This window comes from Mesorhizobium sp. B3-1-7, assembly GCF_006439385.1.
Taxonomy (GTDB): domain Bacteria; phylum Pseudomonadota; class Alphaproteobacteria; order Rhizobiales; family Rhizobiaceae; genus Mesorhizobium.
In genome coordinates this window covers 31,101-52,286 of record NZ_VFTL01000042.1, presented here as the reverse complement: position 1 = coordinate 52,286, position 21,186 = coordinate 31,101, and the positions used below count along the sequence as shown (strand labels likewise).

The window sequence follows — 21,186 nt, the reverse complement described above, 5'->3', positions numbered from 1 at the left end:
GCCAGCCCTCACCAGCCGCCGTCGACGGCGATGTTCTGGCCGCTGATCATGTCGGAGGCAGGCGAGACGAGGAACAGCACGAGATCGGCGACGTTGCCCGGCTCGATGCGCTTCTTCAGGCTCTGGTTCGCGAGAATCCAGTCATTGTATTCCTTCAGCCGATCGCCGAAGACGCGCTCTTCCGCCTCCGAGACCACCGCGCCCGGCGATACGGCATTCACCCTGATGCCATGCGGCCCAAGCTCGCGCGCCAGCGATTTGGTGAGGCCGAGCATGGCGCCTTTCGACGCGACATAGGGCACGTAGCCGTCCCAGCGGCCGTTGAGCGTGATCGAGCAGAAGTTGACGATCTTGCCGTGACCCTTGGCCTTCATGCCTGGAGCGCAGGCCCGCGCCAGCGCGAAGGCGGCCGAAGAGTTGACGCGGATCTGGTCCTCATACTCGGCGAGCGAGAATTCCTCGAACGGCCGGTTGATGATCAGCGCCGCGTTGTTGATCAGGATGTCGATGCCGCCTTCCTTCGCCGCAAGCGCGGCAACCGCCGCTTCCGCCTCGGCCAGCCGGTTGAGATCGCAGCCTATGAAGGCAATGTCGCCTGCGGCCTCGCCGGCCAACCCGGCGACTATCTCCCCCGCGCCCGTGGCATCAGGGCGGTCGAGCAACAGCACGCGCGCGCCGGCTCGCGCCAGTGCCACCGCCTGGGCCCGGCCGAGCGAGCCCAGCCCGCCCGTCAGAAGCACCTTACGACCAACGAGCGCCTTCATCGCCTATTCCTCACAGCACGGAATGGACTTCGTCGATCGAGGTATCCTCGATACGCTTGTCCAGCACCACCTCGCCGCGCGCCATAGCCACGATGCGGTCGCAGCAGTCGAAGACGTGATGCATGTTGTGGCTGATGAAGACGCCTGTCACCCCCTGCTCCTTCAGGCCGCGCACGAAGCCGATCACCTTGTTTGTCTCCTTGACCGAGAGATGGTTGGTCGGCTCGTCGAGGATCATCACCTTCGACTTGAAATGCATGGCGCGCGCGATGGCGACGCCCTGGCGCTGGCCGCCGGAGAGCTCACCGACCAGCGCCTCGGGCGAGCGCAAATGCAGATCGACATTGGCGATGGCGCGGATGCTTTCCTCTGCCATCTTCTTCTGGTCGAGGATGCCGACGCCGAGGATCGAGAAGCGGGTCGGCTCGCGGCCGATGAACAGGTTCCTGGCGATCGACATGGTGGGGACCATGGAGTTGTACTGGTAGATGGTCTCGATGCCGAGATCCATGGCGTCGCGCGGCGTGGCGATGCTGACCGCCCTGCCCTCGACCTGGATTTCGCCCTGGTCGGCACGGTGGACGCCGGACAGGATGTTGATCAGCGTGGACTTGCCGGCGCCGTTGTCGCCGACAAGGCCGAGCGCCTCGCCGCGCTTGAAGTCGAGCGAGACGCCCTTCAGCGCATGCACGCCGGAATACCATTTGTGCAGGTCGCGCACCGAGATGATCGCGTCGCCCACGGCTCAGCCCTCCATCTTGATCGCCTTAGCGCGTTTTCGCATCCAGGCATTGGCGACGACGGCGAAGATGGTGAGGAAGCCGATGGCGAACTTGAACCAGTTGGCGTCGACGTGGCTGAGCACGAGCCCGTTGTCGATGACGCGGATCAGCGTCGTGCCGATGATGCCGCCCATCACGGTGCCGATGCCGCCGGTGAGCGAGGCGCCGCCGATGACCGCGGCGGCGACCGCCTGCAGCTCCATCCCCTCGCCGATCGATGGCAGCGGCGAGCCCAGCCGCAGCACCTGCAGCATGCCGGCGAAGCCGGAAAGCACCGAGCACAGCATGAAGCAGACGATCTTAACCCTGGCGGTCGGGATGCCCATCGAGGCGGCGGCCGGCAGGAAGCCGCCGGTGGCCTTGATCCAGTTGCCGAAATTGGTGCGCGACAGCATCAGCGAGGTCAGCACCGCGACCGCCACGAACCACAGGAAGGACATGCGGAACATGTTGCCCGGCCCGACGAAGGAGGTGAACAGCCAGTTGGGCAGGTCGGCGGGCAAGAGCGGCGGGAAACCGCCGGAGACCACGACCGTGAGCGAGCGCGCCATGAACAGCATGCCGAGCGTGGTGATGAAGCTGGGGATGGCGAAGCGGATGGTGATATAGCCGTTGATGAAGCCGATCGCCGCCGCGACCGCCAGTCCGGCGAGCAGCGCCAGCGGGAACGGCCAGCCATGCACCATCAGCACCGCCATCGACATCGGCATCAGCGCGAACACCGACCCGACCGAGAGGTCGAACTCGCCGCTGATCATCAGGATGGTGACGCCGATGGCGACGAGGCCGGCCTCCGGCAGGATGCCGAGTATGCCGCGCAGATTGTCGGCGTTCAGAAACACGCCGTGCGAGCGCACCTGGAACAGGACGATGAGCAGCACCAGAAGGATCAGCCCGGCCAGCTCCGGTTTTTCGAGATAGGTCTTGAACAGGCGCTTCAACGAAAGGCTCCGGGGTTCGGGATTAAGACGCATCGGCGACGGCTGGCGCCGCCGACGCGGGTCTCGCTGTTGGGGAGCTTATCTCAGTCCCTGGGCGGACAGCGCCATGATGCTGTCGGCTTCCTTCGGCCGCACGATACCCTGGCCGGTGTCGATATCCGACGGAGCAAGGCCGATCTTCTTGTTCAGATAGGCCTCCATCACCGGCATGAAGCCCTGCATGTAGGGCTGCTGGTCGACCAGCGCCTGGACATAGCCCTTCTGCATCTGCTGCAGCACTTCCGGAACGAGGTCGAAGCCGCCGAGCAGCACCTTGCCGGGCGCCACGCCACGATCGGCCAGCACGCGCGCCACGCCGGCGCACCAGAAGCCGGTGTCGAAATAGGCCGTGGTGTCGGAATGGGCGTTCAGATAGGCGCCGACGCGATCGGAGGTGATGGCGAGATCGGTGCCACTGTCGATGCGCTCCCACGACACGTCACGGTCTTTATGCGCGGCCTTGTACTCATCGAGGAACTGCATGATGCCGGCGCCGCGGCTTTCCGACCAGTTCTGGCCGGGCGCCGAAATGCCGACCAGCACCTTGATCGGGCCGTCCTTCGGGAAGCTCTCGGAAATTGCCTTGGCGAGCGAATAGCCGGCCGGCTTGAAACCCTGGCCGACGAAGGCCTGCCGGGTATTGCCCTTTGCGCCCTCGGTGTCGTCGACATTGACGGCGATCACCAGCACGCCCGCGTCGCGCGCCTCCTTGATGACGTCGTCCAAGGCGTGGTCGTCGACAATGGAGGTCAAAAGCGCGTCGGGCTTGGCGGCAAGCGCGGCGCGCATGTTCGCGACCTGCTGCTCGACCGAGCCCTCGGTCTGGGTGAAGACCATGTTGCAGTTCGCTTCGACCTTGGCGCAGGCATCGTCGAAACCCTTCTTCACCGCCTGCCAGAACGTGTTCGAGGCCGACGAATGGTGGGTGAAGATGATGTTGAGCCCGTCGGCGCGGGCCACGGTCTGGCCGCCGATCAGGGCGACGCCGAGCAATAGCATTGCGGTGAGTTTCTTCATGTCTGTTCCTCCCTTTGGATTTTTCAAATGTTTGTCCCGTCGCTGACGCGACGATGGACGGTGTAGACGCGGCCGAGGTCCGGACTGAGCGCCAACCCCAGCCCCGGCCCGGGCGGCACGGTGATCATGCCGTCCTTCACTTCCGGCAGCGCGGTGACCAGATCGCGGTACCAGGTGCGGTAGAAAGCGCGCACGCTTTCCTGGACGAGCGCATTGGGCGCGTTGAGCGAAAGATGCGTCGAGGCGGTGAGCACGACTGGACCGGTGCAGTCATGCGGCGCCACCGGCAGCCGCCAGGCCTCGGCCATCGAGGCGATCTTGCGCGCTTCCGACAGGCCGCCGCACCAGGAGATGTCGAGCATGACGATGCCGGCCGCTCCCGTCTCCAACAGGTCGCGAAAAGCCCAGCGGCTGCCCAGCGTCTCCGAGGCCGAGATCGGCGCCGGGCTTGCCGCGGCGTAGCGCCTGAGGTCGCCGAGGCTGTCCATGCGGATCGGATCCTCGTGCCAGTAGGTGGCGTAGGGTTTCAGCGCTTCCGCGATCCTGATGGCCGGCAGGAGCTGCCACATGGAGTGGAACTCGACCATGATGTCCATCTTGTCGCCGACGGCTTTGCGAATCTTTTCAAACGGTTCCAGTGCCGCCTTCAGGTCGGCGGCGGAAATGTCGTTGCCACGCGTCTTTTCCGCGGCGTGGTCGAACGGCCATATCTTCATGGCGGTGATGCCGTCCTCCAGCAGTTCCCCGGCCAGGTCGCCGGCGCGGGTGAGGAAGGCGTTGAGGTCGTCATAGTCGCGCCCGGCGCCGATACCGTAATTGGCCGTCGTCTGGCCCTTGGCGTCCTTGATGTATTCGGTGCCGGCGCAGGTGTTGTAGGTGCGGATCGAACGGCGGCTGAAGCCGCCGAGCAGTTGCGCGACCGGCTGGCCGGTGGCTTTGCCGAAAATATCCCACAGCGCGATGTCGAAGGCCGAGTTGCCGCGCACTTCGGCGCCGCTGGAGCGGAAGCCGAGATAGCCGACGAGGTCGGCGGCCAGGAGGTCGATTTGCAACGGGTCGCGGCCGATCACACGCGGCGCGACATATTCGTGCAGATATTCCTCGACGGTGCGCGACAGGAAGAAGGTCTCGCCGAGCCCGGTGATGCCCTCGTCGGTGTGAACCTCGACCCAGAGCAAATTGGGCCGCTCCTCGATGCGGACGGTTTCGATGGCGCGGATCTTCATCAGGCAATCCCCGCGTCGAGCAGCGCCTTGACGCTCTTGTCGAAATGCTCGGCCATGTGCTCGGCCGCCAGCCGTGGATCGCCCTTGAGGATGGCGTCGGCGATGTCCTCATGGCCCTTGATCATCTTGAGCTGGGCCTCGCCGGACGAGCGGGTCCGCCAGCCTATCACCCAGGTGCGGCGCGTGACACCGCTGAATGCGGTGACGATCAGCGAAAAGACCGGGTTGTGCGAGGCCGCCGCGATCGCCTCGTGGAAGGCGATGTCATGTTCCATGACGGTCTCCGGGTTCGTGAAATTCTCGCGCATCAGCCGGGCCGACCGGGCGATCGCCTCGGCCTCCTGGTCGGTACGGCGCAGTGCGGCAAGCGCAACCGTGCGCATCTCGATGGTGCGCCTGACGTCATAGACCTGCTGGACGCTTATCTGCTGGGTGGTGATGCCGTGCTCGATGACCATCGACATGGCGCCGGTATCGAGCTTGGCGACGGTGGCGCGGCGCCCAGCGCTCATGTCGATCAGGCGCATCGCCGACAGCGAGCGGAAAGCCTCGCGCACGACGGTGCGGGAGACGTTGAGCTGGCGCGTCATGGCGGCTTCGCTGGGCAGCGGATCGCCCGGCGCCAGGCCTTGCGAGCGGATGTGCTGGGAGATCGCCTGGATCGCCGTGCTGACCAGTCCGGGATTCGGTTCGCCCGGTGGATCTGTCTGCTCCTGCATGCCGCTCCCTCAAAACCTGTATGACAGGTTGTTATTCAATTGCTCATATTTCATGCAAAAGCTATATGTCAAGCCGATTTCTGGAACCCTGCCCCTGGAGAAGCCTCATGCACGAAACGGAAGCCGGCCTGATCTTCGACGCGCGCGACGTGGTCGGCGAGAGCCTGGTGTGGGATGACCGCTGCGGCAGGCTGGTCTGGGTCGATATCATCGGCCGCCGGATCCATCGGCTGAACCCGTCGACCGGAGCGCATGAGAACTGGCCGACGGACGATCTCGTCACCTCGGTCGGCCTGCGCGCCGATGGCGGCGCCGTCGTCGGGTTGCGCAAGGCGATTGCGCTGTGGGATTTCGGCGGGCCGTTCGGGACGCTGGCGACGATCGAGGCCGACCGGCCGGGCACAAGACTGAACGAAGGCGTGGTGGCGCCGGACGGCTCGTTCTGGGTCGGCACGATGGCCAACAATATCGGACCGGACGACGCGCCCTTGGCCATCGCAAGCGATGAGGGCCGGCTCTACCGGGTCGGTTCCAACGGCAAGGCGGCGTCGCTCAGCGAGGACCGCTTCGGCATCACCAACACCATGGCGTGGCTGCCGGACGGCCGCTTCGTCACCGCCGACACGACGAAGAACGCGCTCTACAGCTATGAGTGGGACGAGAAGGCCGGCCGGCTCGGCGAACGCCTGCCCTTCTTCACCGGTTTCGAGCGCGGCCTGCCGGACGGATCCTGTCTCGATGCCGACGGTTATGTCTGGAACTGCCGGGTGGTCGGCGGGAGCTGCCTCGCCCGCATCACGCCCGACGGCAGGCTGGACCGGATCGTCGAACTGCCCTGCAGCTGGCCGACGAGCTGCGCCTTCGGCGGCGCGGGTCTCGACACGCTGTTCGTGACCTCCGCGCGTTTCACGATGAGCGCGGAGCAGCTTGCCGCCAATCCCTCCGAGGGCGGCCTGTTCGCGCTCAAGCCCGGCGTGCGCGGCGTTGCGGCCAACCGCTTCGGATAATCTCGCATCGGCCGGCGCGTGGCCGTCGAAGATGGCGATGAGCGCCTTTGGGGTGTGAGCCAGCGCGCGAACCGCCAATCGCGGACGCCTTGGCGCAATCCAATCCGGTTCATCCCCCGCGCTCCGCATGCTAACAGGATCGCTTTCAACCTAAACACCCAGGATGGATCAGGACATGGCAGTAGAAAAAGTAGCTCTGGTGACGGCGGGGGGCAGCGGCATGGGGGCTGCGGCGGCCAAGCGGCTGGCGGCGGACGGTTTCAAGGTCGGCGTGCTCTCCTCCTCCGGCAAGGGCGAGGCGCTGGGCAAGGAACTCGGCGGCTTCGGCGTCACCGGCTCCAACCAGTCGAACGAAGACCTGAAGCGCCTTGCCGACGGCGCGCTGGAACGCTGGGGCCGCATCGACGTGTTGGTCAACAGCGCCGGCCACGGACCGCGCGCGGAGATCATCGAGATCAGCGACGAGGACTGGCACAAGGGCATCGACACTTATTTCCTCAACGCCGTGCGCCCGACCCGGCTGGTGACGCCGGTGATGCAGAAGCAGAAGTCAGGCGTCATCATCAACATCTCGACCGCCTGGACATTCGAACCGAGCGCGATGTTCCCGACCTCGGCCGTGGCGCGCGCCGGGCTTGCCGTCTACACCAAGATCTTCGCCGACACCTATGCCGCCGACAACATCCGCATGAACAATGTGCTGCCCGGCTGGATCGACAGCCTGCCGACGACCAATGAGCGTCGCGACAGCGTGCCGATGAAGCGCTACGGCACGTCTGAAGAGATCGCCGCGACGATCTCGTTCCTGGCTTCCGATGGGGCCGCCTACATCACCGGGCAGAACATCCGCGTCGACGGCGGCATCACAAGGGCGCTGTAAGTCCACGCCGCAGCGGCCGGCGCCCGGTATTATTGCCGGGCACAACGTCATTTGCGACGGCGAAGATGCAACAGCCAGAGAAAGCCCAACAAGGCAACGACAGCGGCGACATTGCCGAAAACGTTGCTCCAAAAACGCGCCGGGTCGTCCACACACGAAATCCAGCTGAGCCTGCCCCGGATTTCGCCGGTCTTGAGGCCGTAGGCAAGGTTATAGATGGCGAAGGCGGCGAGTGCCGCCACCAGGACAAAGACGGCGTCGTGCTTGTTGCGGTCCATGGAGCACGTTTAGCCGCGCCCGATGAAATTTTGCTTATCGTCGTGTGAAAGGTATGTCGCCTCGGATCATCCGAGCTTACGGGATTTTAGCACGCACAGAACGCACAGGAAGGCTATCGACGCCACCAGGACAATCGAATTGCCGACCACGATGTTCCAGAATCGAGTCGGATCGTCCGCGAGGGCGACCCAATGCAACTTGCCGCGGACTTCGCCTGTCCTGATGCCGCAGGCGATGTTGTAGATCGCGATGGCGGCGAGCGCGGCCATCAGGACAAACAGGTCGTTGTTCTTGTTGCGATCCATGGAAGCGGCTTTTAACAGCGCTTGGTGAAATTTTACTTACCTTGGGTAAGGCGGCGGCCGTTGCACCGGCCGCCGCCCACCACAACTTTACTGGTTGATCTCGGGCTCGACGAGCTTGGCCAGGTTGCGCAGCGATTCCTGCCAGCCGAGATAGCAGGCCTCGGCGGGGATGGCGTCCGGGATGCCGGCCTGGGTGATGTTGATCTCGGTGCCGACCGACACTTTCTTCAAGGTCACGGTCACTTCGATCCGGCCCGGCAGGTTGGGATCGTCGAAGCGGTCGGTGTAGCGCAGGCGCTCGCCCGGAACGAGCTCGACGAATTCGCCGCCGAAGGCGTGGCTGTCGCCGGTGGTGAAGTTGCGGAAGGACATCTTGTAGCTGCCGCCCACCTTGCCCTCGAACTCGTGGACCGTGCAGGTGAAGCCGTTCGGCGGCAGCCACTTGGCCAGCGCATCGGCCTCGATGAATGCGCGGTAGACCTTTTCCGGCTTGGTCGCCAGGACGCGATGCAGGTGGATGGTGCTCGGCATATCTCGGTATCCTTGCTTTGTTGATCGATGCCCCAAGGACGGGCGGCCCCCAGCCGATCCGACAAAGGCTGTCAAATTTTTTGACTAGAGCATAGTGCCGAAACGTGTGAAGCGGTTTTTCGGATGACATCATGCTCTATCTTTTGATCTAGAGTCGGGCGGCTACCGTGCGCCTTCCAATGGAGGGGAGCAGACATGAACGCTTCGATCAGACTCGGTATCGTCGGCGGCGCGGGCTGGCTGGGCAGCGCCATCGCGGATGCTGCGCTTCAGGCCGGCATCGTTCGCGCACAGGACCTTGCCCTCTCCTATCGGAGCGCCAAGCCGGATCGTTTTGCCGGCGCGTTCTGGACCGACGACAACCAGGCGCTTGCCGACCGCTGCGACATCATCATGCTTTCGGTACGGCCGCAGGACTGGCCCTCGCTCGCCATCGACGCCAAGGGCAAACTGGTGATTTCGGTGATGGCCGGCATCCGCCTTGCCGAGATCGGTGCGAAGCATGGCACGCGCCGGGTAGTGCGCACATTGCCCAACGCCGCGGCCGAGGTCGCGAAATCCTACACGCCTTGGATCGCCAGCAGCGATGCCACCAGCGAGGACCGCGCCATCGTGCGCGCGATATTTTTCGCCTGCGGCAGCCAGGACGAGGTCGGCAGCGAGCGCGACATCGACTATCTCACCGGCCTGACCGGATCCGGCCCGGCCTTCCCTGCCCTTTTGGCCGACGCCATGATGCGCCACGCTGTCGCGTTTGGCCTGAAGCCCGAAGTCGCGCAGCGCGCCGTCAACACGGTGCTGACCGGCGCCGGCCGACTGCTCGAGATGAAGGACGCCGCGCCCGCCGACACGGTGGAAGTCTTTCTCGGCTATCGCGGCACCACCGCCACCGCGATCGAGACGATGCGCGAAGCCGGGTTCGACGATGCCGTCGCCAAGGGGCTCGAGGCGGCGTTCAGGAAGTCGATCGCGATGGGCGAGACGTGAGCGGACGCTCCAATCCTAAAGGCCAAGACTCGATTGGCCACCACCTGTGGCTCCGCTGCGACAAACGCATCCATTCGCAGCTGTCTGCACAATCTTTTAGCAGAAAATCTTGCAAAATTAAGTAAATTGAGAATAACTCACGCCATGATTGTATTAGATACCACTTATTCTATCTTCACAAAATATCGATAAAAATGCTGGCAATTTTCTCTGTACTAATTGCTTGTTTTCGGGAACCATAGTCCACGTTGCAAATTGGTTCGAAGTGGTCGTTTGAACCTGCAATGAACCTCCGGGCGGGGCAGCGCGGAAGGATTCTCCGATGAGCTTCGTCGTCAACGCGGTAGGCGTTCCTCTTTACTATAGCGGCGCTTCCAACCATTGGCTTTCGGCGGCCTCGTCCGGACCTGCCTTGTATGGCACCTCCGGCAACGACTCCATCTGGGGCGCCAGCGGTGTCAACGTCACCATGTATGGCGGCTCCGGCGACGACATCTATTACCTCTATTCGGCGAGCAACAAGGTGTTCGAGAACCCTGGGCAGGGCGTCGACACGATCAACACATGGATGAGCTACATGCTGCCGGACAATGTCGAAAACCTCGTCGTCACCAACGCCCACAACTACGCCTTCGGCAACGCGCTGGATAACATCATCACCGCCACGGCGGGCGGCCAGACCCTGGACGGCGGCGCGGGCAATGATGTCCTGATCGATGGCGGCGGCGGCGCCGACACTTTCATCATCGCGAAGGGCAACGGGAGCGATTCGATCGTCAATTTCGCGTCGAACGATACCGTGCGCCTCGATGGCTACGGATTCACGTCGTTCGCCGCCATCCACGAGAACCTGATCCAGGCGGGACCCAATGTGATGCTGAATCTCGGATCGGGCGAGATTCTCGAATTCAAGAACATGACGATCGACAAGCTGCAGCCCAACCAGTTCGAGCTGCCGATCGACAAGTCCGGCATGACGCTGTCCTTCAGCGACGAGTTCAACACGCTGAATCTTCACAACAGCCAGGGCGGCACCTGGGACACCAACTTCTGGTGGGGCGCGGCGAACGGCAGCACGCTCACCCGCAATGGCGAACTGCAATGGTACATCGACGCCAATTACGGCCCGACCAGCTCGGTGCATCCGTTCAGCGTGCAGAACGGCGTGCTCTCCATCACCGCCGCGCAGGCGCCGGCCGACATCAAGCCGCTGATCAACAATTACGAATACACCTCCGGCATCCTGACCACGCATGACTCGTTCTCGCAGACCTATGGCTATTTCGAAATGAAGGCCGACCTGCCGGAAAATGCCGGCGCCTGGCCAGCCTTCTGGCTGCTGCCGGAGGACGGCTCCTGGCCGCCGGAGCTCGACGTGATCGAAAAGTATGGCCAGAACCCGAATTCGCTGCTGATGACCGCGCATACCAACCAGACGGGCCAGCACACGACTGTCGGATCCACGGTGAACGCCATGGACACCGCCGGCTTCCACACCTATGGCCTGCTGTGGACGCCGGACAAGCTGGTCTGGACCTATGACGGCGTGCAGGTCGCCGAAGCGGCGACGCCGTCGGACATGAACAAGCCGATGTACATGCTGGTCGACCTTGCGATCGGCGGCCAGGCCGGCGCGCCGCCGGACCATCTCGCCACACCGGCCGAGATGAAGATCGACTATATCAGGGCCTATACGCTGAACGACTTGCCAAGCCAGGCGGCGGCGCTGACCAGCCACACCGCAAGCAGCACGCAGCAGCATCTCGGCACGGCAAGCGAGCATTCGGCCTGATTCGGACGTTAGGCGACTGCCCGTGATCCGGGTTGGAGAGGGAGTGCGGGAATGACGGGACAGTCGGGATTGCGGCCAGTCTTACGTCGCGCCATCGCCGATGTCGGGCTGTTCTCGCTGCTCATCAACCTGCTGCTGCTGGTGATCCCGCTTTACCTGCTCCAAATCTATGACCGCGTCCTGCCCTCCTCCAGCCTCGAGACGCTTGTCTATCTGTCGGTCATCGCGATCGCGGCGCTCGGCTTCCTCGGCTTCCTCGACGCCATCCGCGCAGTCTACACGCAACGTGTGGCCGCGACGGTCAATGACAGGCTTGGCGCAAGAATGTTCGCCGCTTCGCTCGGCGGCAGGAACGCGCCGTCGCCGCTCACCGACCTCGCCTCGGTCTGCGCCTTCATCCGCTCGCGCGGCGTGGCGGTGCTGTTCGACCTGCCCTTCGCGCCGGTCTTCCTGGCGCTGCTCTACCTGATCCATCCGCTGTTGTTCTGGGTGACGCTCGGCGGCGCGGCGCTGCTCGTCGTGCTGGTCTTCGCCAACCAGTTCGCCATCGGCAGGAACGATGCGCTCTCGGCGGAGCGTTCGGCCTTGGCCAGCCGCGCCGAGCAGGCCTTTGCCCGCAACGCCGAGACGCTGCGCGCCATGGGCATGGTGGAAAACGCCGCGCGCGCATGGGGACGCCATGTGGCGGAGGCGCTTGTCCTGCATGACCGTTCGGCCAGCGCCAACGCCATCTTCAGCGGCGCTTCGCGGGCACTGCGCATGATGCTGCAGCTGGCGATCCTCGGCACCGGCGCATGGCTGGTGCTCAAGGGCCAGATGACGGCCGGCATGATCTTCGCCTCCTCGCTGGTGTCGTCGCGCGCGCTGCAGCCGCTCGACCAGTTGATCGGTTCCTGGCGGCAGCTCGTCGAGGCGCGGCGCGCCTGGACGCGGCTCGAGGGCGCCCTTTCGGCGCAGCCGGCAGAGGCGCGCAAGCTCGTCTTGCCCGACCCGACCGGCGCGATCTCTGCCCAGGATCTTTTCTTCATCGCGCCGAATGCCACGTTCGGCGCCGAGCCGATCCTCAAGCGGTTGAGCTTTGCGATCAAGCCCGGCGAGGCGGTGGCGATCATCGGCCCGAGCGGCGCCGGCAAGTCGACACTGGCGCGGCTGCTTGTCGGGGCAGCCCAGCCGAGCGGCGGCTCGGTCAGGATCGACGGCGCGGAACTCAGGACCTGGGACGAAAACCAGCTCGGCCGGCATATCGGCTATCTGGCGCAGGAAGTGGAGCTTTTCCCCGGCTCGGTCCGCGAAAACATCGCCCGCTTCGACGCGGACGCGGACGACGCGGCAATCGTCGAGGCGGCAAAACGCGCCGAGGCGCATGAGCTGATCCTTTCGCTGCGCGACGGCTACCAGACGGTGATCGCCGGGACGCTGTCCGGCGGCGAGCGGCAGCGGATCGGGCTCGCGCGCGCCTTCTACGGCAACCCGCGCATCCTGGTGCTGGACGAGCCGAGCACGCATCTCGATGGCGCCGGCGAGACGGCACTCGAGGCAGTGCTTGCCGCCGCGCGCGCCGCCGGCGTCACCACGATCGTGATCACGCATCGTCCTTCCATCGCCGCGGCCTGCAACCGCGTGATGGTTCTGCGCGGCGGCGTCATTGAGGCGTTCGGGCCGAGCGCGGAGGTGCTGCGCCAGCCGGGCAAGGGCACGCGGCAGAGCACAGTGGTGACTGGATCGTTCGCACCGACCATCCGCGCCTCGCAGAGCATCCGCTATGGGTCCTGAACGATGACGCAGAGCCTCACCTTCGACGGCCGCCCGCGCACCGACTTCCGGCGCGCGGCCTTCGCCGGCTATGCGGCAATCGCGTTGATGGTCGGCGGCTTCGGCTATTGGGCGGCCAAAGCGCCGCTGGCCGGCGCGGTGATCACGCAAGGCACGATCGCGGCGACGGGCGGCAACATCCTGATCCAGCATCGCGACGGCGGCATCATCAGGCAGTTGCTGGTGCATGAAGGCGACCGCGTGCGGGAAGGCCAGAACCTCATCCTGCTCGACCGGACCGCCGCGGAAGCCGATCTCAACCGCCTGACAAGGCAGTGGATCGCGCTGAAGGCCAGTGCCGCGCGGCTGGAGGCCGAGCGCGACGGCCTCGCCAGGCTGGCGCCGATCGCCGAGCCCGCGCCAGCGCCGTTCCAGCCGGAATTCGAAAACCTCATCCGCGAACAGCAGAAGGAGTTCGACGCCAGGCTTGCACGGTTCCGCTCGGAGCAATCGATCCTGGCGCAGCGCGTCGCCATGCACCGCGAGTCGGTCAAGGGCTTGAACGCGCAGAAACTCGCCATCGAGCAACAGGCCGAAGTAGTGAAGAAGGAGCTCGGCATCAAGACCGACCTTCTCGATAAGGGCCTCACCAACCGCAGCGAATATTCGCAGCTGCTGCGCTCGGAGGCCGACCTGGTCGGCCAGGCCGGCGCGCTGGAGGCGGACCTCGCCTCGGCCAACACGCAGATCGTGGAGGCGCAGGCGCAGACCGAGCGCGCGACCACGCAGCGCGTCGAGGAAGCGCTGACCAAGCTCGACGATGTGCGCACCAATCTCGCCGACATCGAGGAGCGGATGCGCGCGGCGCAAGCGGTGCTGCAGCGCACGACGATCACCGCGCCGGCGGCGGGCATCGTGGTGTCGTCGACCTACAATTCGCAAGGCAGCGTGGTGTCGCCCGGCGAAAAGATCATGGAGATCCTGCCCACGTCATCCGGCCTTGTGGTGGATGCCAGGCTGCGGCCGAAGGACATCGACCAGGTGCATGTCGGCCAACAGGCGAAGCTCAGGCTCTCCGCGCTCAACGCCCGCCTGACGCCGGAAGTCCCGGCCACGGTGAGCGAGATTTCCGCCGACCGGCTGATCGACGAGGCTACTCACGAACCCTATTTCCGCGCCAGGTTGAAGATCACCGATGCCCTGCCCCAGGACATCAAGAGAGAACAGCTTTATCCCGGCACCCCGGTCGACACCTTCATCAGCACCGGCAACCGGACCTTCTTCGAGTATCTGGTACGCCCGATGATGGACTCGTTCGCAAGGGCATTCAGGGAAAGGTAGCGGCGGCTTTTCGCAGGTTCGCACGCCGCTTCGCAGCGCTATCCTCTGCTTGCCGCGGTAAGCTGGATTTCGACAAGTATTTCGGGCAGCGCGAAGCTTGCTCCGACCGTGGCACGGGCCGGTGGCTCGGCGCCGTCGAGCCAGTCGACCCAGGCCTTGTTCATCGCATCGAAATCCTCGACGTCCTTCAACCATATCTGCGCGAACAGCAGCCGCGATCGATCCGCGCCGACGCTATTCAGAAGCGCATCGGCCTTTCTCAGTATCTGCCTGGTCTGGCCGGTCGTGTCGGCTTCCTTGTCATCGGCGGTCAGGCCCGAAAGATAGATCGTTCCGTTGTGGACGACGATCCGGCTGAGCTTCTCGTTCTTCTGGTATCTTTCAATCTTCGCCATCGTGGGCCTGCGTTCGAAGAGGGATCATGCGTGCGCGGCGGCGGCGCGTTTTGCGCTGGCCTGGAAGAAGCGCTGCGGACGGAATGTCTCCATCTCGTCATGGGTCTTGCCGCGTACGACCTCGTCGGCGACCACCCTGCCCAGTTGCGGACCGATGGTGACGCCGCTGTGCGTCACGGCCATATAGTGGCCGGCGACGTCCGGCATCGCGCCGGCGCAAGTGTAGCCGTCCTCCGGGAAGGGTCGCACGGTGGTGCGGATGGCTTCCACACCGGCGGCGCGAAGCGAAGGCAAGACCTTGCCTGCCGCCTCCAGCAGCGTCTTCGCCTCGTCGCCCGCGGGGCTCAGCGGCTGCGGCTTCTTGAAGGTCAGATCCACCGAGACCTTGTGGATCATGATACGGCCCGCACCGTCCGGCCGTATATCCAGATCGTCGGCATGCAACTGGCTGCGCAGCGTCAACGCCACCGGCGGGGTGAAGGCGAGCACGCCGATCGTCGAGGACAGCGGGATGCCCTGGGCATCGCCGAGCCTCTGGCTGGACCAGCCGCCGGTGCAGTTCACCACGGCATCGGCGGCGTAGCGCTCGCCATCCGCCGTGCGAACCGCCCGGACGCGGCCGCCTTCGGTCTCGATCTCGGTCACGCGCGCGTTGACCCTCACCTTGGCGCCCCAGCGCTCCTTGGCCGCCCGCAAAAGCCAGGCCGAATAAAGGACCGGATCGACCCAGCCCTCCTCCGGATAATAGGAGACCGGACAATCGCCAATGGCAGCGATGTCGATATCGGGCTCCATCTCGGCGACCAACTTCTTGTCGATCCACTCGACGCCGTAGCCCCACTCCTTCATCTGCCGGAAGTTCTCGAAATAATCATCCATCGACTCCGGCACCGTGCGCCAATCGAAACTGCCGGTTTGCGTGAACCAGGGAGCGGCGCCGAAGTCGCGCTTCAGTTCGAGATGGGCGCGCATGCCCGCGACGTTGAGATCGAAATAGGGCCGCGGCCGCTTGGTTGTCGCGTTCGTCCAGGCAAAGCTTACCGCCGACGTTCCTCCCGCTATCCTCTCGGCCTCCAGCACGACAACCTCCGCTCCCGCCTTGGCGCATTCATAAGCAGCAGAGCTGCCGACAATGCCGGAACCGATGACCACGACGAGCATATTGATAACCTCCGATAATATTTTACTCTTCCTGCCAATCAGCTATTTTAATATTGGCTAGGCATTTCATTCCACTCTATGGCCGAATTACCAACATCACGAGTGTATTTCTATCTCTGATATTGCCTATTCCATCGGTACTATTTTTTTCGCGCAGATGATTTGCCGCGGATATCCAGCTCGACATCCGAGTTGGCTGAAAAACATTGCAACGGGCGGGCAATCACGGTCAATTGAACTGGCCGCTGCCGTTGGTGGCCAAAAGTTATGAACCGACGCGTGCCGCGATCCGACGGATGCATTCGTCGGCGCATGATGCCGCATAGGCAGCTTCTCGCACGAAGTTATGAAAGTCGTGGGCAAGAGCTTGCGAAGGCGATGCTAGGCTCGGCGGAGCCTGGCGCACACGCTGGCATATATGAAGGTCGGTGGAATGGAAGAGACCGCAAGGTGAATGCCGAGACCGAATTCCTGCTGATCGACAGGAACGCGATCCGCCAGGCATTGACGCTTCCCCTGGCGCTTGAAGCGACCGAGGCCGCGCTGCTCAAGACCTCGAACGGCGCAGCCCGCCAGCAGATCAGGCGCACGCTCGACCTGCCGGGGGCGGCAGGCAGTTGCCTGTCGCTGATGTATGCCGCGCTTGACGACCGGCCTTTGTTCGGGGCGAAGGTTCTGTCGGTGTTTCCCGGCAATTTCGCCCACGGGCTCGCGTCTCACCGCGGCGGCGTCTTCCTGTTCGATAAGGATCACGGGCGGCCCGTGGCCTTGATCGACGGGGGAGAGTTGACGGCGTGGCGAACCGCGGCCGCCAGCACGGTCGCCACGAGGGCGCTGTCGCGCCCGGGCAGTTCCATGCTGACCGTCCTCGGCTATGGCAAGCAGGCCCGCCGGCACGTCGAGGCCATCTCGCAGGTGCGGCCGATCCGGGCGGTCCATATCTGGGGCCGCGATCTTGCAAAGGCGCGGCGCTTCGCCGAGAGCCTATCGACCGACGGCTTCGAGGCGGAGGCGCATCGCGATGCCGGCGAGGCCGTTCGCCGAGCCGACATCGTCTGCACGACGACATCGTCCGAGCAGCCGGTGCTGTTCGGCAGATGGCTGCCGCCCGGCGTCCACGTCAACGCGGTCGGCGCGAGCGTCGCCTCATGCCGCGAGATCGACCTCGAATGCGTGCGCAGATCGAAGATCTGGGTCGATTACCTGCCCATGGCGCTGGTGGCCGCGGGGGAGCTGGTCGAGGCGATAGAGAGCGGCGAGATCGGCCGCGACCATATTCGCGGCGAGATCGGCGACGTGCTGGCTGGCATCAAGCCGGGCCGTGCCGGCGATGCCGACATCACCCTCTACCGGTCCCTCGGCGTTCCGGCCCAGGACATCGAGCTTGCCAATCTTGTCTATGCTCGCGCCCGCGAGGCCGGGCTGGGCACTTCGATCGATTTCAGGTTGTGACGCCATGCTGAGCTGCCAGCGCGATCTCTTTTCCATACCCCGCGAGACGGCCTATCTCGACGCCGCCTACATGTCTCCGATCCCGAATGCCGCGGTCGCGGCCGGAGAGGCAGGCGTCAGGGTGAAGGCCGAACCCTGGAAGATGACCATCGCATCCTATTACGACGATGTGGAACAGGCGCGGCAGCTCGCCGCCTTGATGGTGGGCGCCGCCACCGACGACATCGCCATCGTCGCCGCCACCAGCTACGGCATGGCGATCGCGGCCGCCAACGTGGCGGTTCCGGCGGGTTCGGCGATCCTTCTCATGGAGAACGAGCACACCTCGCACCGATATGTCTGGTACGATCTGGCGCAGCGCTCGGGCGCTCTTGTCGACATCGTTGCGCAACCGGCCGACGGGGATTGGACCGGCGCGATCATATCGGCAATCCGCAACTCGGCCCGTCCGATCGCGGTCGTTGCCGGCACCCTCGTCCACTGGTTCGAGGGCATGGCGATCGACCTCGAGGCCGTGGCGGAAGCCGCGCGGGCGGCAGGCGCCGCGCTTGTCGTCGACGGCACCCAATGGGTGGGCGCGGTACCCTTCGACGTCCGTCGCGTGCGGCCGGATTTCCTGGTCTTTGCCACCTACAAATTCCTGCTCGGTCCCTATCGCCTGGCCTTCCTCTACGCCGATCCGCGCTGGCACGAAGAGGGCCGCACGCTGGAGCATCATTCATGGAACCGCCTGGGCGGCGACCGGTCCGACTTCTACAAGGTGACGGTGGCGGAGTTTCTGCCGGGCGCGCGGCGCTTCGACATGGGCGAACGCTCCGACTTCGCGGTCCTGCCGGTGGCGATCGCCGCCATGACACTCATCCGCGAATGGACCGTCAGCCGGGTGTTCGAGCGCCTTCGCCACCTCAACGACTGCGTCTGGGCCGAGGCGGAAAATCGGGGGCTCCCGGTCGCGCGTCCGCGCCACCCGACGCCGCATATCTCGATCCTCGATATCGGCGATCGCCTCTCGCCGGATGCGGCGCAGGAACTGAAGCGCGTCAATGTCCATGTCACGCTGCGCGGTACCAGGATGCGCGTGTCGCCGCATGTCTACAATGACGAAGCCGATATCGAGCGCCTGTTCCGCAGCCTGCCGCTCCGTTAGATATCGACGCCAGCTAAGCCGACCTCGACCTCAAGGCACTGATTCCGGCGTCCACGCCGTTCATGAAGCTTCTCGTGGTCTGGATAAGATGCTCGGTGAAGGCGTCCGCCGCCGTCGATGCGATGACGCCCCAGGGCCGGTAGACACTGAGATTCAAATCGAGATGCGGCCGGAAGTCCCTGATCTCGATCGGCAAGTCGCGCGCCAGCCAGGCGGACAGCCGGTCGACGACCGTCACGCCCGCCCCGGCGGCGACGAGCGCGATGCAGGCGCTGGAAAGGCTCGCCTCCACCTTCAGCAGGCGCTTGACGCCGCGTTCCTCGCACAAGGCATCGAGCTGCCGCCGCATGGGATCAGCGGAACCCATCGAGATGAAGTCGAGACCGTCGAGATCGTCCGCCTGGATGACGTCGAGCTCAGACAACCGATGCCCCGCCGGCATGACGCATACAGGCGGCGTCGCGGTCAGCGCGCGCCTGACGATGGAGGGGTTCTCATCCGACGCGGTGACGCCGATGCCGATGTCGAGCTGGTTGCGGCTTGCCCTCTGCACCACCGTCGCGGAGCTGCGGATATCGAGCGAAATGGATACGGACGGGTGCTGTTTCGAGAAACTGGTTATGATGGACGGCAGCAGCGTGGAGCCGAAGGCCGGCAGCGCGCAGATATTCAGCCTGCCGCTGCGCAGCTCACGGATTTCCCTGGCGGCGCGGGAGATGCCGCGCGCGGATTCGAAAACCCGCTGCACCTCGGCATAGAGCATGTGTGCTTCAGGGGTCGGGATCAGCCGCTGGCGGCTTTTCCTGAACAGCTGGAAATCCGCCTTGTCGGTGAGCTGCTGAAGCATCTTGCTGACGGCGGGCTGCGTTATGTCCAGCGCATCGGCCGCCTTCGTCGTCGTGCCATGCAGCATCACGGAAGCGAAAATCTCGATCTCGCGGGGCGTGAACTCCGCGTCTTTCGCAATCGTGTCCTTTTCAGTGAACTTCATGGCCGCTGACCACCCGTCGATCGATACGCCGCCGAAGCAAACCACGGCGAGACCGATGTTAACGAAGCATAGCCGTCGTTCCAATAGCCCCACGAATGAAGTTTATTCCTGCAGGTTATGAACTGTGGCTGCTCGCGAGACGCGGGTCAGCTTCCGGTCAACGCCTCGACCAGATCGAGCAAGGCTGCGTCCCGGCCGGGAAGAGCGGCAAGCTGTACCGATACCGGAAGGCCGCCCGGCACATCTAGGGGCACAGCCAAAGCCGGCATGGCGAGCATGTTCGCCCAGCGGCGGAACCGGCCGCCGGCCATGCCCCACGGCACCAATTCCCCATTCACCTGCGTGAGCTCGTCCGCAAGCCGCGGCGCCGATCCGGGCGCCGTCGGGACGGCCAGCGCATCCAGGCCCGCCATCCTTGCCATGACCCGCCTGCGCGCTTCCTCGCGAACCTCTACGGCTCTGTCGTAGACGTCCGCGCCGATGCCGATGCCATCCTGCAGGAAAGCGCGAACCGCCTCGCCGACCAGATCAGGATTCCGCTCGATCGGCTCCCGGTAGATCTGCGCAAATTCGTATTGCAGGATCGTCAGGCCCGCGGCAACGAACTCCTCCCTGTCGCCGAAGGCGACTTCCACCGTGCGAACGTTTGAACGATCAAACAGCGCGGCCAATGCGGTCTCGACAGTGCTGTCGACGGGAGCGCCGGTCAGCTCAGGGCAAACGCCGATGGTCAACCCGGTTCCCGATGCGCTTTGCTTCCCATCCTGAACGCTGAGCCGCGTTCCCGCCAGCGCCTCGGTCATCAGGCGAACATCCCTCGCCGACCGCGCCAGCACGCCGACGCAGTCCAGCGAAGGCGCGATGCCCATCACGCCGTTCGTATCGATCAAGCCGTTGCTCGGCTTATAACCAAACAGTCCCGTTGCGGCGGCCGGCGATCGGTTCGACCCGCCCGTATCGGTGCCGATCGCCGCCGCGCAGAAGCCCGCGGCGACCGCGGCGGTCGATCCGCTGCTGGTGCCGCCCGTGCCACGGCTTCTGTCGAGCGGATTGACGACCTTGCCGAACCACGGATTGTCGTGACCGCCGGCGCAGAGTTCGTGAAGGTTGGTCTTGCCGATGACGATCGCGCCCGCCGCCTGAAGGTTGGCGACGCAGGCCGCGGTGTTTTGGGCGACCCGGTCGCCGAACAATCGGGAACCCCCGGTGGTCGGCCAGTGCTTCACATCGACAACGTCCTTGATCGCGATAGGCACGCCGTGCAGCGGACCGCGCCGGCGGCCCGATCGGATTTCGCGCTCTGCCTGAAGCGCGGCATCGAGGGCTTCGGTTTCGCTCACGAAGATCATCGCCCTGATCTGCCCATTCAGATCGTGGATCCTACCCAGGCAGCCTTCCACGACCTTCACCGGCGACAGGCCGGAAGCGATCTTCTCGCTCAGCTCCTCGATGGACCCGCAAGCATCGCTTTTCATCTGGCAAGCTCAAGTCGCACGAGATCTCGCTACCGTCATTTCCGTCGCCATGGGAAGGAGCCGATCGACGATGCCATAATCGAGATTTGGCGGACAGGGCCGAGCCCATTTCCTTCGAAACGAGGCTAGCGGGGAAAACTTATGGTTGGACCGATCGCAGCACTCCGACGACGGCTTCGATCGCGGTCGAGGCTTGGGCCTGA

General features: G+C 64.6%; 21 protein-coding genes. 8 read left to right on the top strand and 13 right to left on the bottom strand.

What is annotated here, in order from left to right; translation table 11 throughout:
- Nucleotides 1–8: 8 nt before the first annotated feature.
- The 6 genes from FJ417_RS28140 to FJ417_RS28115 form a co-directional block, all read right to left on the bottom strand.
- Complete coding sequence (locus FJ417_RS28140) at nucleotides 9–764, bottom strand: SDR family oxidoreductase (protein ID WP_140785697.1); 756 nt, start codon at nucleotides 762–764, stop codon at nucleotides 9–11.
- A gap of 10 nt (nucleotides 765–774) precedes the next feature.
- On the bottom strand, nucleotides 775–1,506 hold the full coding sequence (locus FJ417_RS28135) for an ATP-binding cassette domain-containing protein (protein ID WP_140644860.1): 732 nt from the start codon (nucleotides 1,504–1,506) through the stop codon (nucleotides 775–777).
- A gap of 3 nt (nucleotides 1,507–1,509) precedes the next feature.
- Nucleotides 1,510–2,487: an ABC transporter permease gene (locus FJ417_RS28130; RefSeq protein ID WP_140785696.1), complete on the bottom strand. Its 978-nt coding sequence runs from the start codon at nucleotides 2,485–2,487 to the stop codon at nucleotides 1,510–1,512.
- 78 nt (nucleotides 2,488–2,565) lie between these two features.
- A complete protein-coding gene (locus FJ417_RS28125) occupies nucleotides 2,566–3,543 on the bottom strand; it encodes a sugar ABC transporter substrate-binding protein (RefSeq protein ID WP_140785695.1) in 978 nt (325 codons plus the stop codon).
- 23 nt (nucleotides 3,544–3,566) lie between these two features.
- Nucleotides 3,567–4,769, bottom strand: a complete 1,203-nt coding sequence (locus FJ417_RS28120; protein WP_140785694.1) for a mandelate racemase/muconate lactonizing enzyme family protein — start codon at nucleotides 4,767–4,769, stop codon at nucleotides 3,567–3,569.
- Entirely contained in the window at nucleotides 4,769–5,488 is a 720-nt protein-coding gene (locus FJ417_RS28115; protein WP_140785693.1) for a FadR/GntR family transcriptional regulator, read from the bottom strand. The genes FJ417_RS28120 and FJ417_RS28115 overlap by 1 nt, the downstream gene beginning before the upstream one ends.
- 107 nt (nucleotides 5,489–5,595) lie before the next feature.
- On the opposite strand from FJ417_RS28115, the gene FJ417_RS28110 reads away from it, so the two are divergent.
- Both FJ417_RS28110 and FJ417_RS28105 read left to right on the top strand, forming a co-directional pair.
- Nucleotides 5,596–6,495, top strand: coding sequence for an SMP-30/gluconolactonase/LRE family protein (locus FJ417_RS28110; RefSeq protein WP_140785692.1), 900 nt, complete (start codon nucleotides 5,596–5,598; stop codon nucleotides 6,493–6,495).
- Nucleotides 6,496–6,670: 175 nt separating this feature from the next.
- A complete protein-coding gene (locus FJ417_RS28105; RefSeq protein ID WP_140644866.1) occupies nucleotides 6,671–7,375 on the top strand; it encodes an SDR family oxidoreductase in 705 nt (234 codons plus the stop codon).
- A gap of 47 nt (nucleotides 7,376–7,422) precedes the next feature.
- Here FJ417_RS28105 and FJ417_RS28100 read toward each other — a convergent pair whose 3' ends face one another.
- The 3 genes from FJ417_RS28100 to FJ417_RS28090 form a co-directional block, all read right to left on the bottom strand.
- Complete coding sequence (locus FJ417_RS28100) at nucleotides 7,423–7,653, bottom strand: hypothetical protein (RefSeq protein ID WP_140644867.1); 231 nt, start codon at nucleotides 7,651–7,653, stop codon at nucleotides 7,423–7,425.
- 66 nt (nucleotides 7,654–7,719) lie between these two features.
- A complete protein-coding gene (locus FJ417_RS28095; protein ID WP_140644868.1) occupies nucleotides 7,720–7,959 on the bottom strand; it encodes a hypothetical protein in 240 nt (79 codons plus the stop codon).
- Nucleotides 7,960–8,046: 87 nt separating this feature from the next.
- On the bottom strand, nucleotides 8,047–8,490 hold the full coding sequence (locus FJ417_RS28090; protein WP_140785691.1) for an SRPBCC family protein: 444 nt from the start codon (nucleotides 8,488–8,490) through the stop codon (nucleotides 8,047–8,049).
- A gap of 195 nt (nucleotides 8,491–8,685) precedes the next feature.
- On the opposite strand from FJ417_RS28090, the gene FJ417_RS28085 reads away from it, so the two are divergent.
- From FJ417_RS28085 to FJ417_RS28070, 4 genes are all read left to right on the top strand, one after another.
- Complete coding sequence (locus FJ417_RS28085) at nucleotides 8,686–9,477, top strand: pyrroline-5-carboxylate reductase dimerization domain-containing protein (RefSeq protein ID WP_140785690.1); 792 nt, start codon at nucleotides 8,686–8,688, stop codon at nucleotides 9,475–9,477.
- A 322-nt stretch (nucleotides 9,478–9,799) separates the two neighbouring features.
- Complete coding sequence (locus FJ417_RS28080) at nucleotides 9,800–11,269, top strand: family 16 glycosylhydrolase (protein WP_140652245.1); 1,470 nt, start codon at nucleotides 9,800–9,802, stop codon at nucleotides 11,267–11,269.
- Between the two features lie 51 nt (nucleotides 11,270–11,320).
- Nucleotides 11,321–13,042, top strand: coding sequence for a type I secretion system permease/ATPase (locus tag FJ417_RS28075; protein WP_140785689.1), 1,722 nt, complete (start codon nucleotides 11,321–11,323; stop codon nucleotides 13,040–13,042).
- Between the two features lie 3 nt (nucleotides 13,043–13,045).
- A complete protein-coding gene (locus FJ417_RS28070; protein WP_140785688.1) occupies nucleotides 13,046–14,362 on the top strand; it encodes an HlyD family type I secretion periplasmic adaptor subunit in 1,317 nt (438 codons plus the stop codon).
- Nucleotides 14,363–14,400: 38 nt separating this feature from the next.
- Here FJ417_RS28070 and FJ417_RS28065 read toward each other — a convergent pair whose 3' ends face one another.
- Together FJ417_RS28065 and FJ417_RS28060 are read right to left on the bottom strand one after the other, a co-directional pair.
- Complete coding sequence (locus FJ417_RS28065; protein WP_140785687.1) at nucleotides 14,401–14,757, bottom strand: RidA family protein; 357 nt, start codon at nucleotides 14,755–14,757, stop codon at nucleotides 14,401–14,403.
- Between the two features lie 24 nt (nucleotides 14,758–14,781).
- Nucleotides 14,782–15,918 carry an FAD-dependent oxidoreductase gene (locus tag FJ417_RS28060; RefSeq protein WP_140785686.1) on the bottom strand — a complete coding sequence of 379 codons (1,137 nt, stop codon included), beginning with the start codon at nucleotides 15,916–15,918 and terminating at the stop codon, nucleotides 14,782–14,784.
- A gap of 450 nt (nucleotides 15,919–16,368) precedes the next feature.
- Here FJ417_RS28060 and FJ417_RS28055 point away from each other — a divergent pair, with 450 nt between their 5' ends.
- Both FJ417_RS28055 and FJ417_RS28050 read left to right on the top strand, forming a co-directional pair.
- Nucleotides 16,369–17,370 (top strand): ornithine cyclodeaminase family protein, encoded by a 1,002-nt coding sequence (locus FJ417_RS28055; protein ID WP_181183321.1) that lies wholly within the window; start codon nucleotides 16,369–16,371, stop codon nucleotides 17,368–17,370.
- Nucleotides 17,371–17,374: 4 nt separating this feature from the next.
- The gene (locus FJ417_RS28050) at nucleotides 17,375–18,517 is read left to right on the top strand and encodes an aminotransferase class V-fold PLP-dependent enzyme (RefSeq protein ID WP_140785684.1); all 1,143 of its coding nucleotides are present in this window, start codon (nucleotides 17,375–17,377) and stop codon (nucleotides 18,515–18,517) included.
- A gap of 13 nt (nucleotides 18,518–18,530) precedes the next feature.
- Here the strand turns inward: FJ417_RS28050 and FJ417_RS28045 are convergent, their stop codons facing one another.
- Nucleotides 18,531–19,508, bottom strand: a complete 978-nt coding sequence (locus FJ417_RS28045; protein ID WP_140785683.1) for a LysR substrate-binding domain-containing protein — start codon at nucleotides 19,506–19,508, stop codon at nucleotides 18,531–18,533.
- A 146-nt stretch (nucleotides 19,509–19,654) separates the two neighbouring features.
- Complete coding sequence (locus tag FJ417_RS28040) at nucleotides 19,655–20,983, bottom strand: amidase (protein ID WP_140785682.1); 1,329 nt, start codon at nucleotides 20,981–20,983, stop codon at nucleotides 19,655–19,657.
- Nucleotides 20,984–21,186: the final 203 nt, after the last annotated feature.

What these genes read in the sequence shown, in the direction of transcription:
- FJ417_RS28140 (WP_140785697.1), bottom strand. Translation starts at nt 764, where the DNA reads ATGAAGGCGCTCGTTGGTCGTAAGGTGCTTCTGACGGGCGGGCTGGGC.
- FJ417_RS28125 (WP_140785695.1), bottom strand. Translation starts at nt 3,543, where the DNA reads ATGAAGAAACTCACCGCAATGCTATTGCTCGGCGTCGCCCTGATCGGC.
- FJ417_RS28120 (WP_140785694.1), bottom strand. Translation starts at nt 4,769, where the DNA reads ATGAAGATCCGCGCCATCGAAACCGTCCGCATCGAGGAGCGGCCCAAT.
- FJ417_RS28115 (WP_140785693.1), bottom strand. Translation starts at nt 5,488, where the DNA reads ATGCAGGAGCAGACAGATCCACCGGGCGAACCGAATCCCGGACTGGTC.
- FJ417_RS28110 (WP_140785692.1), top strand. Translation starts at nt 5,596, where the DNA reads ATGCACGAAACGGAAGCCGGCCTGATCTTCGACGCGCGCGACGTGGTC.
- FJ417_RS28105 (WP_140644866.1), top strand. Translation starts at nt 6,671, where the DNA reads ATGGCAGTAGAAAAAGTAGCTCTGGTGACGGCGGGGGGCAGCGGCATG.
- FJ417_RS28100 (WP_140644867.1), bottom strand. Translation starts at nt 7,653, where the DNA reads ATGGACCGCAACAAGCACGACGCCGTCTTTGTCCTGGTGGCGGCACTC.
- FJ417_RS28095 (WP_140644868.1), bottom strand. Translation starts at nt 7,959, where the DNA reads ATGGATCGCAACAAGAACAACGACCTGTTTGTCCTGATGGCCGCGCTC.
- FJ417_RS28090 (WP_140785691.1), bottom strand. Translation starts at nt 8,490, where the DNA reads ATGCCGAGCACCATCCACCTGCATCGCGTCCTGGCGACCAAGCCGGAA.
- FJ417_RS28085 (WP_140785690.1), top strand. Translation starts at nt 8,686, where the DNA reads ATGAACGCTTCGATCAGACTCGGTATCGTCGGCGGCGCGGGCTGGCTG.
- FJ417_RS28080 (WP_140652245.1), top strand. Translation starts at nt 9,800, where the DNA reads ATGAGCTTCGTCGTCAACGCGGTAGGCGTTCCTCTTTACTATAGCGGC.
- FJ417_RS28075 (WP_140785689.1), top strand. Translation starts at nt 11,321, where the DNA reads ATGACGGGACAGTCGGGATTGCGGCCAGTCTTACGTCGCGCCATCGCC.
- FJ417_RS28070 (WP_140785688.1), top strand. Translation starts at nt 13,046, where the DNA reads ATGACGCAGAGCCTCACCTTCGACGGCCGCCCGCGCACCGACTTCCGG.
- FJ417_RS28065 (WP_140785687.1), bottom strand. Translation starts at nt 14,757, where the DNA reads ATGGCGAAGATTGAAAGATACCAGAAGAACGAGAAGCTCAGCCGGATC.
- FJ417_RS28060 (WP_140785686.1), bottom strand. Translation starts at nt 15,918, where the DNA reads ATGCTCGTCGTGGTCATCGGTTCCGGCATTGTCGGCAGCTCTGCTGCT.
- FJ417_RS28050 (WP_140785684.1), top strand. Translation starts at nt 17,375, where the DNA reads ATGCTGAGCTGCCAGCGCGATCTCTTTTCCATACCCCGCGAGACGGCC.
- FJ417_RS28045 (WP_140785683.1), bottom strand. Translation starts at nt 19,508, where the DNA reads ATGAAGTTCACTGAAAAGGACACGATTGCGAAAGACGCGGAGTTCACG.
- FJ417_RS28040 (WP_140785682.1), bottom strand. Translation starts at nt 20,983, where the DNA reads ATGAAAAGCGATGCTTGCGGGTCCATCGAGGAGCTGAGCGAGAAGATC.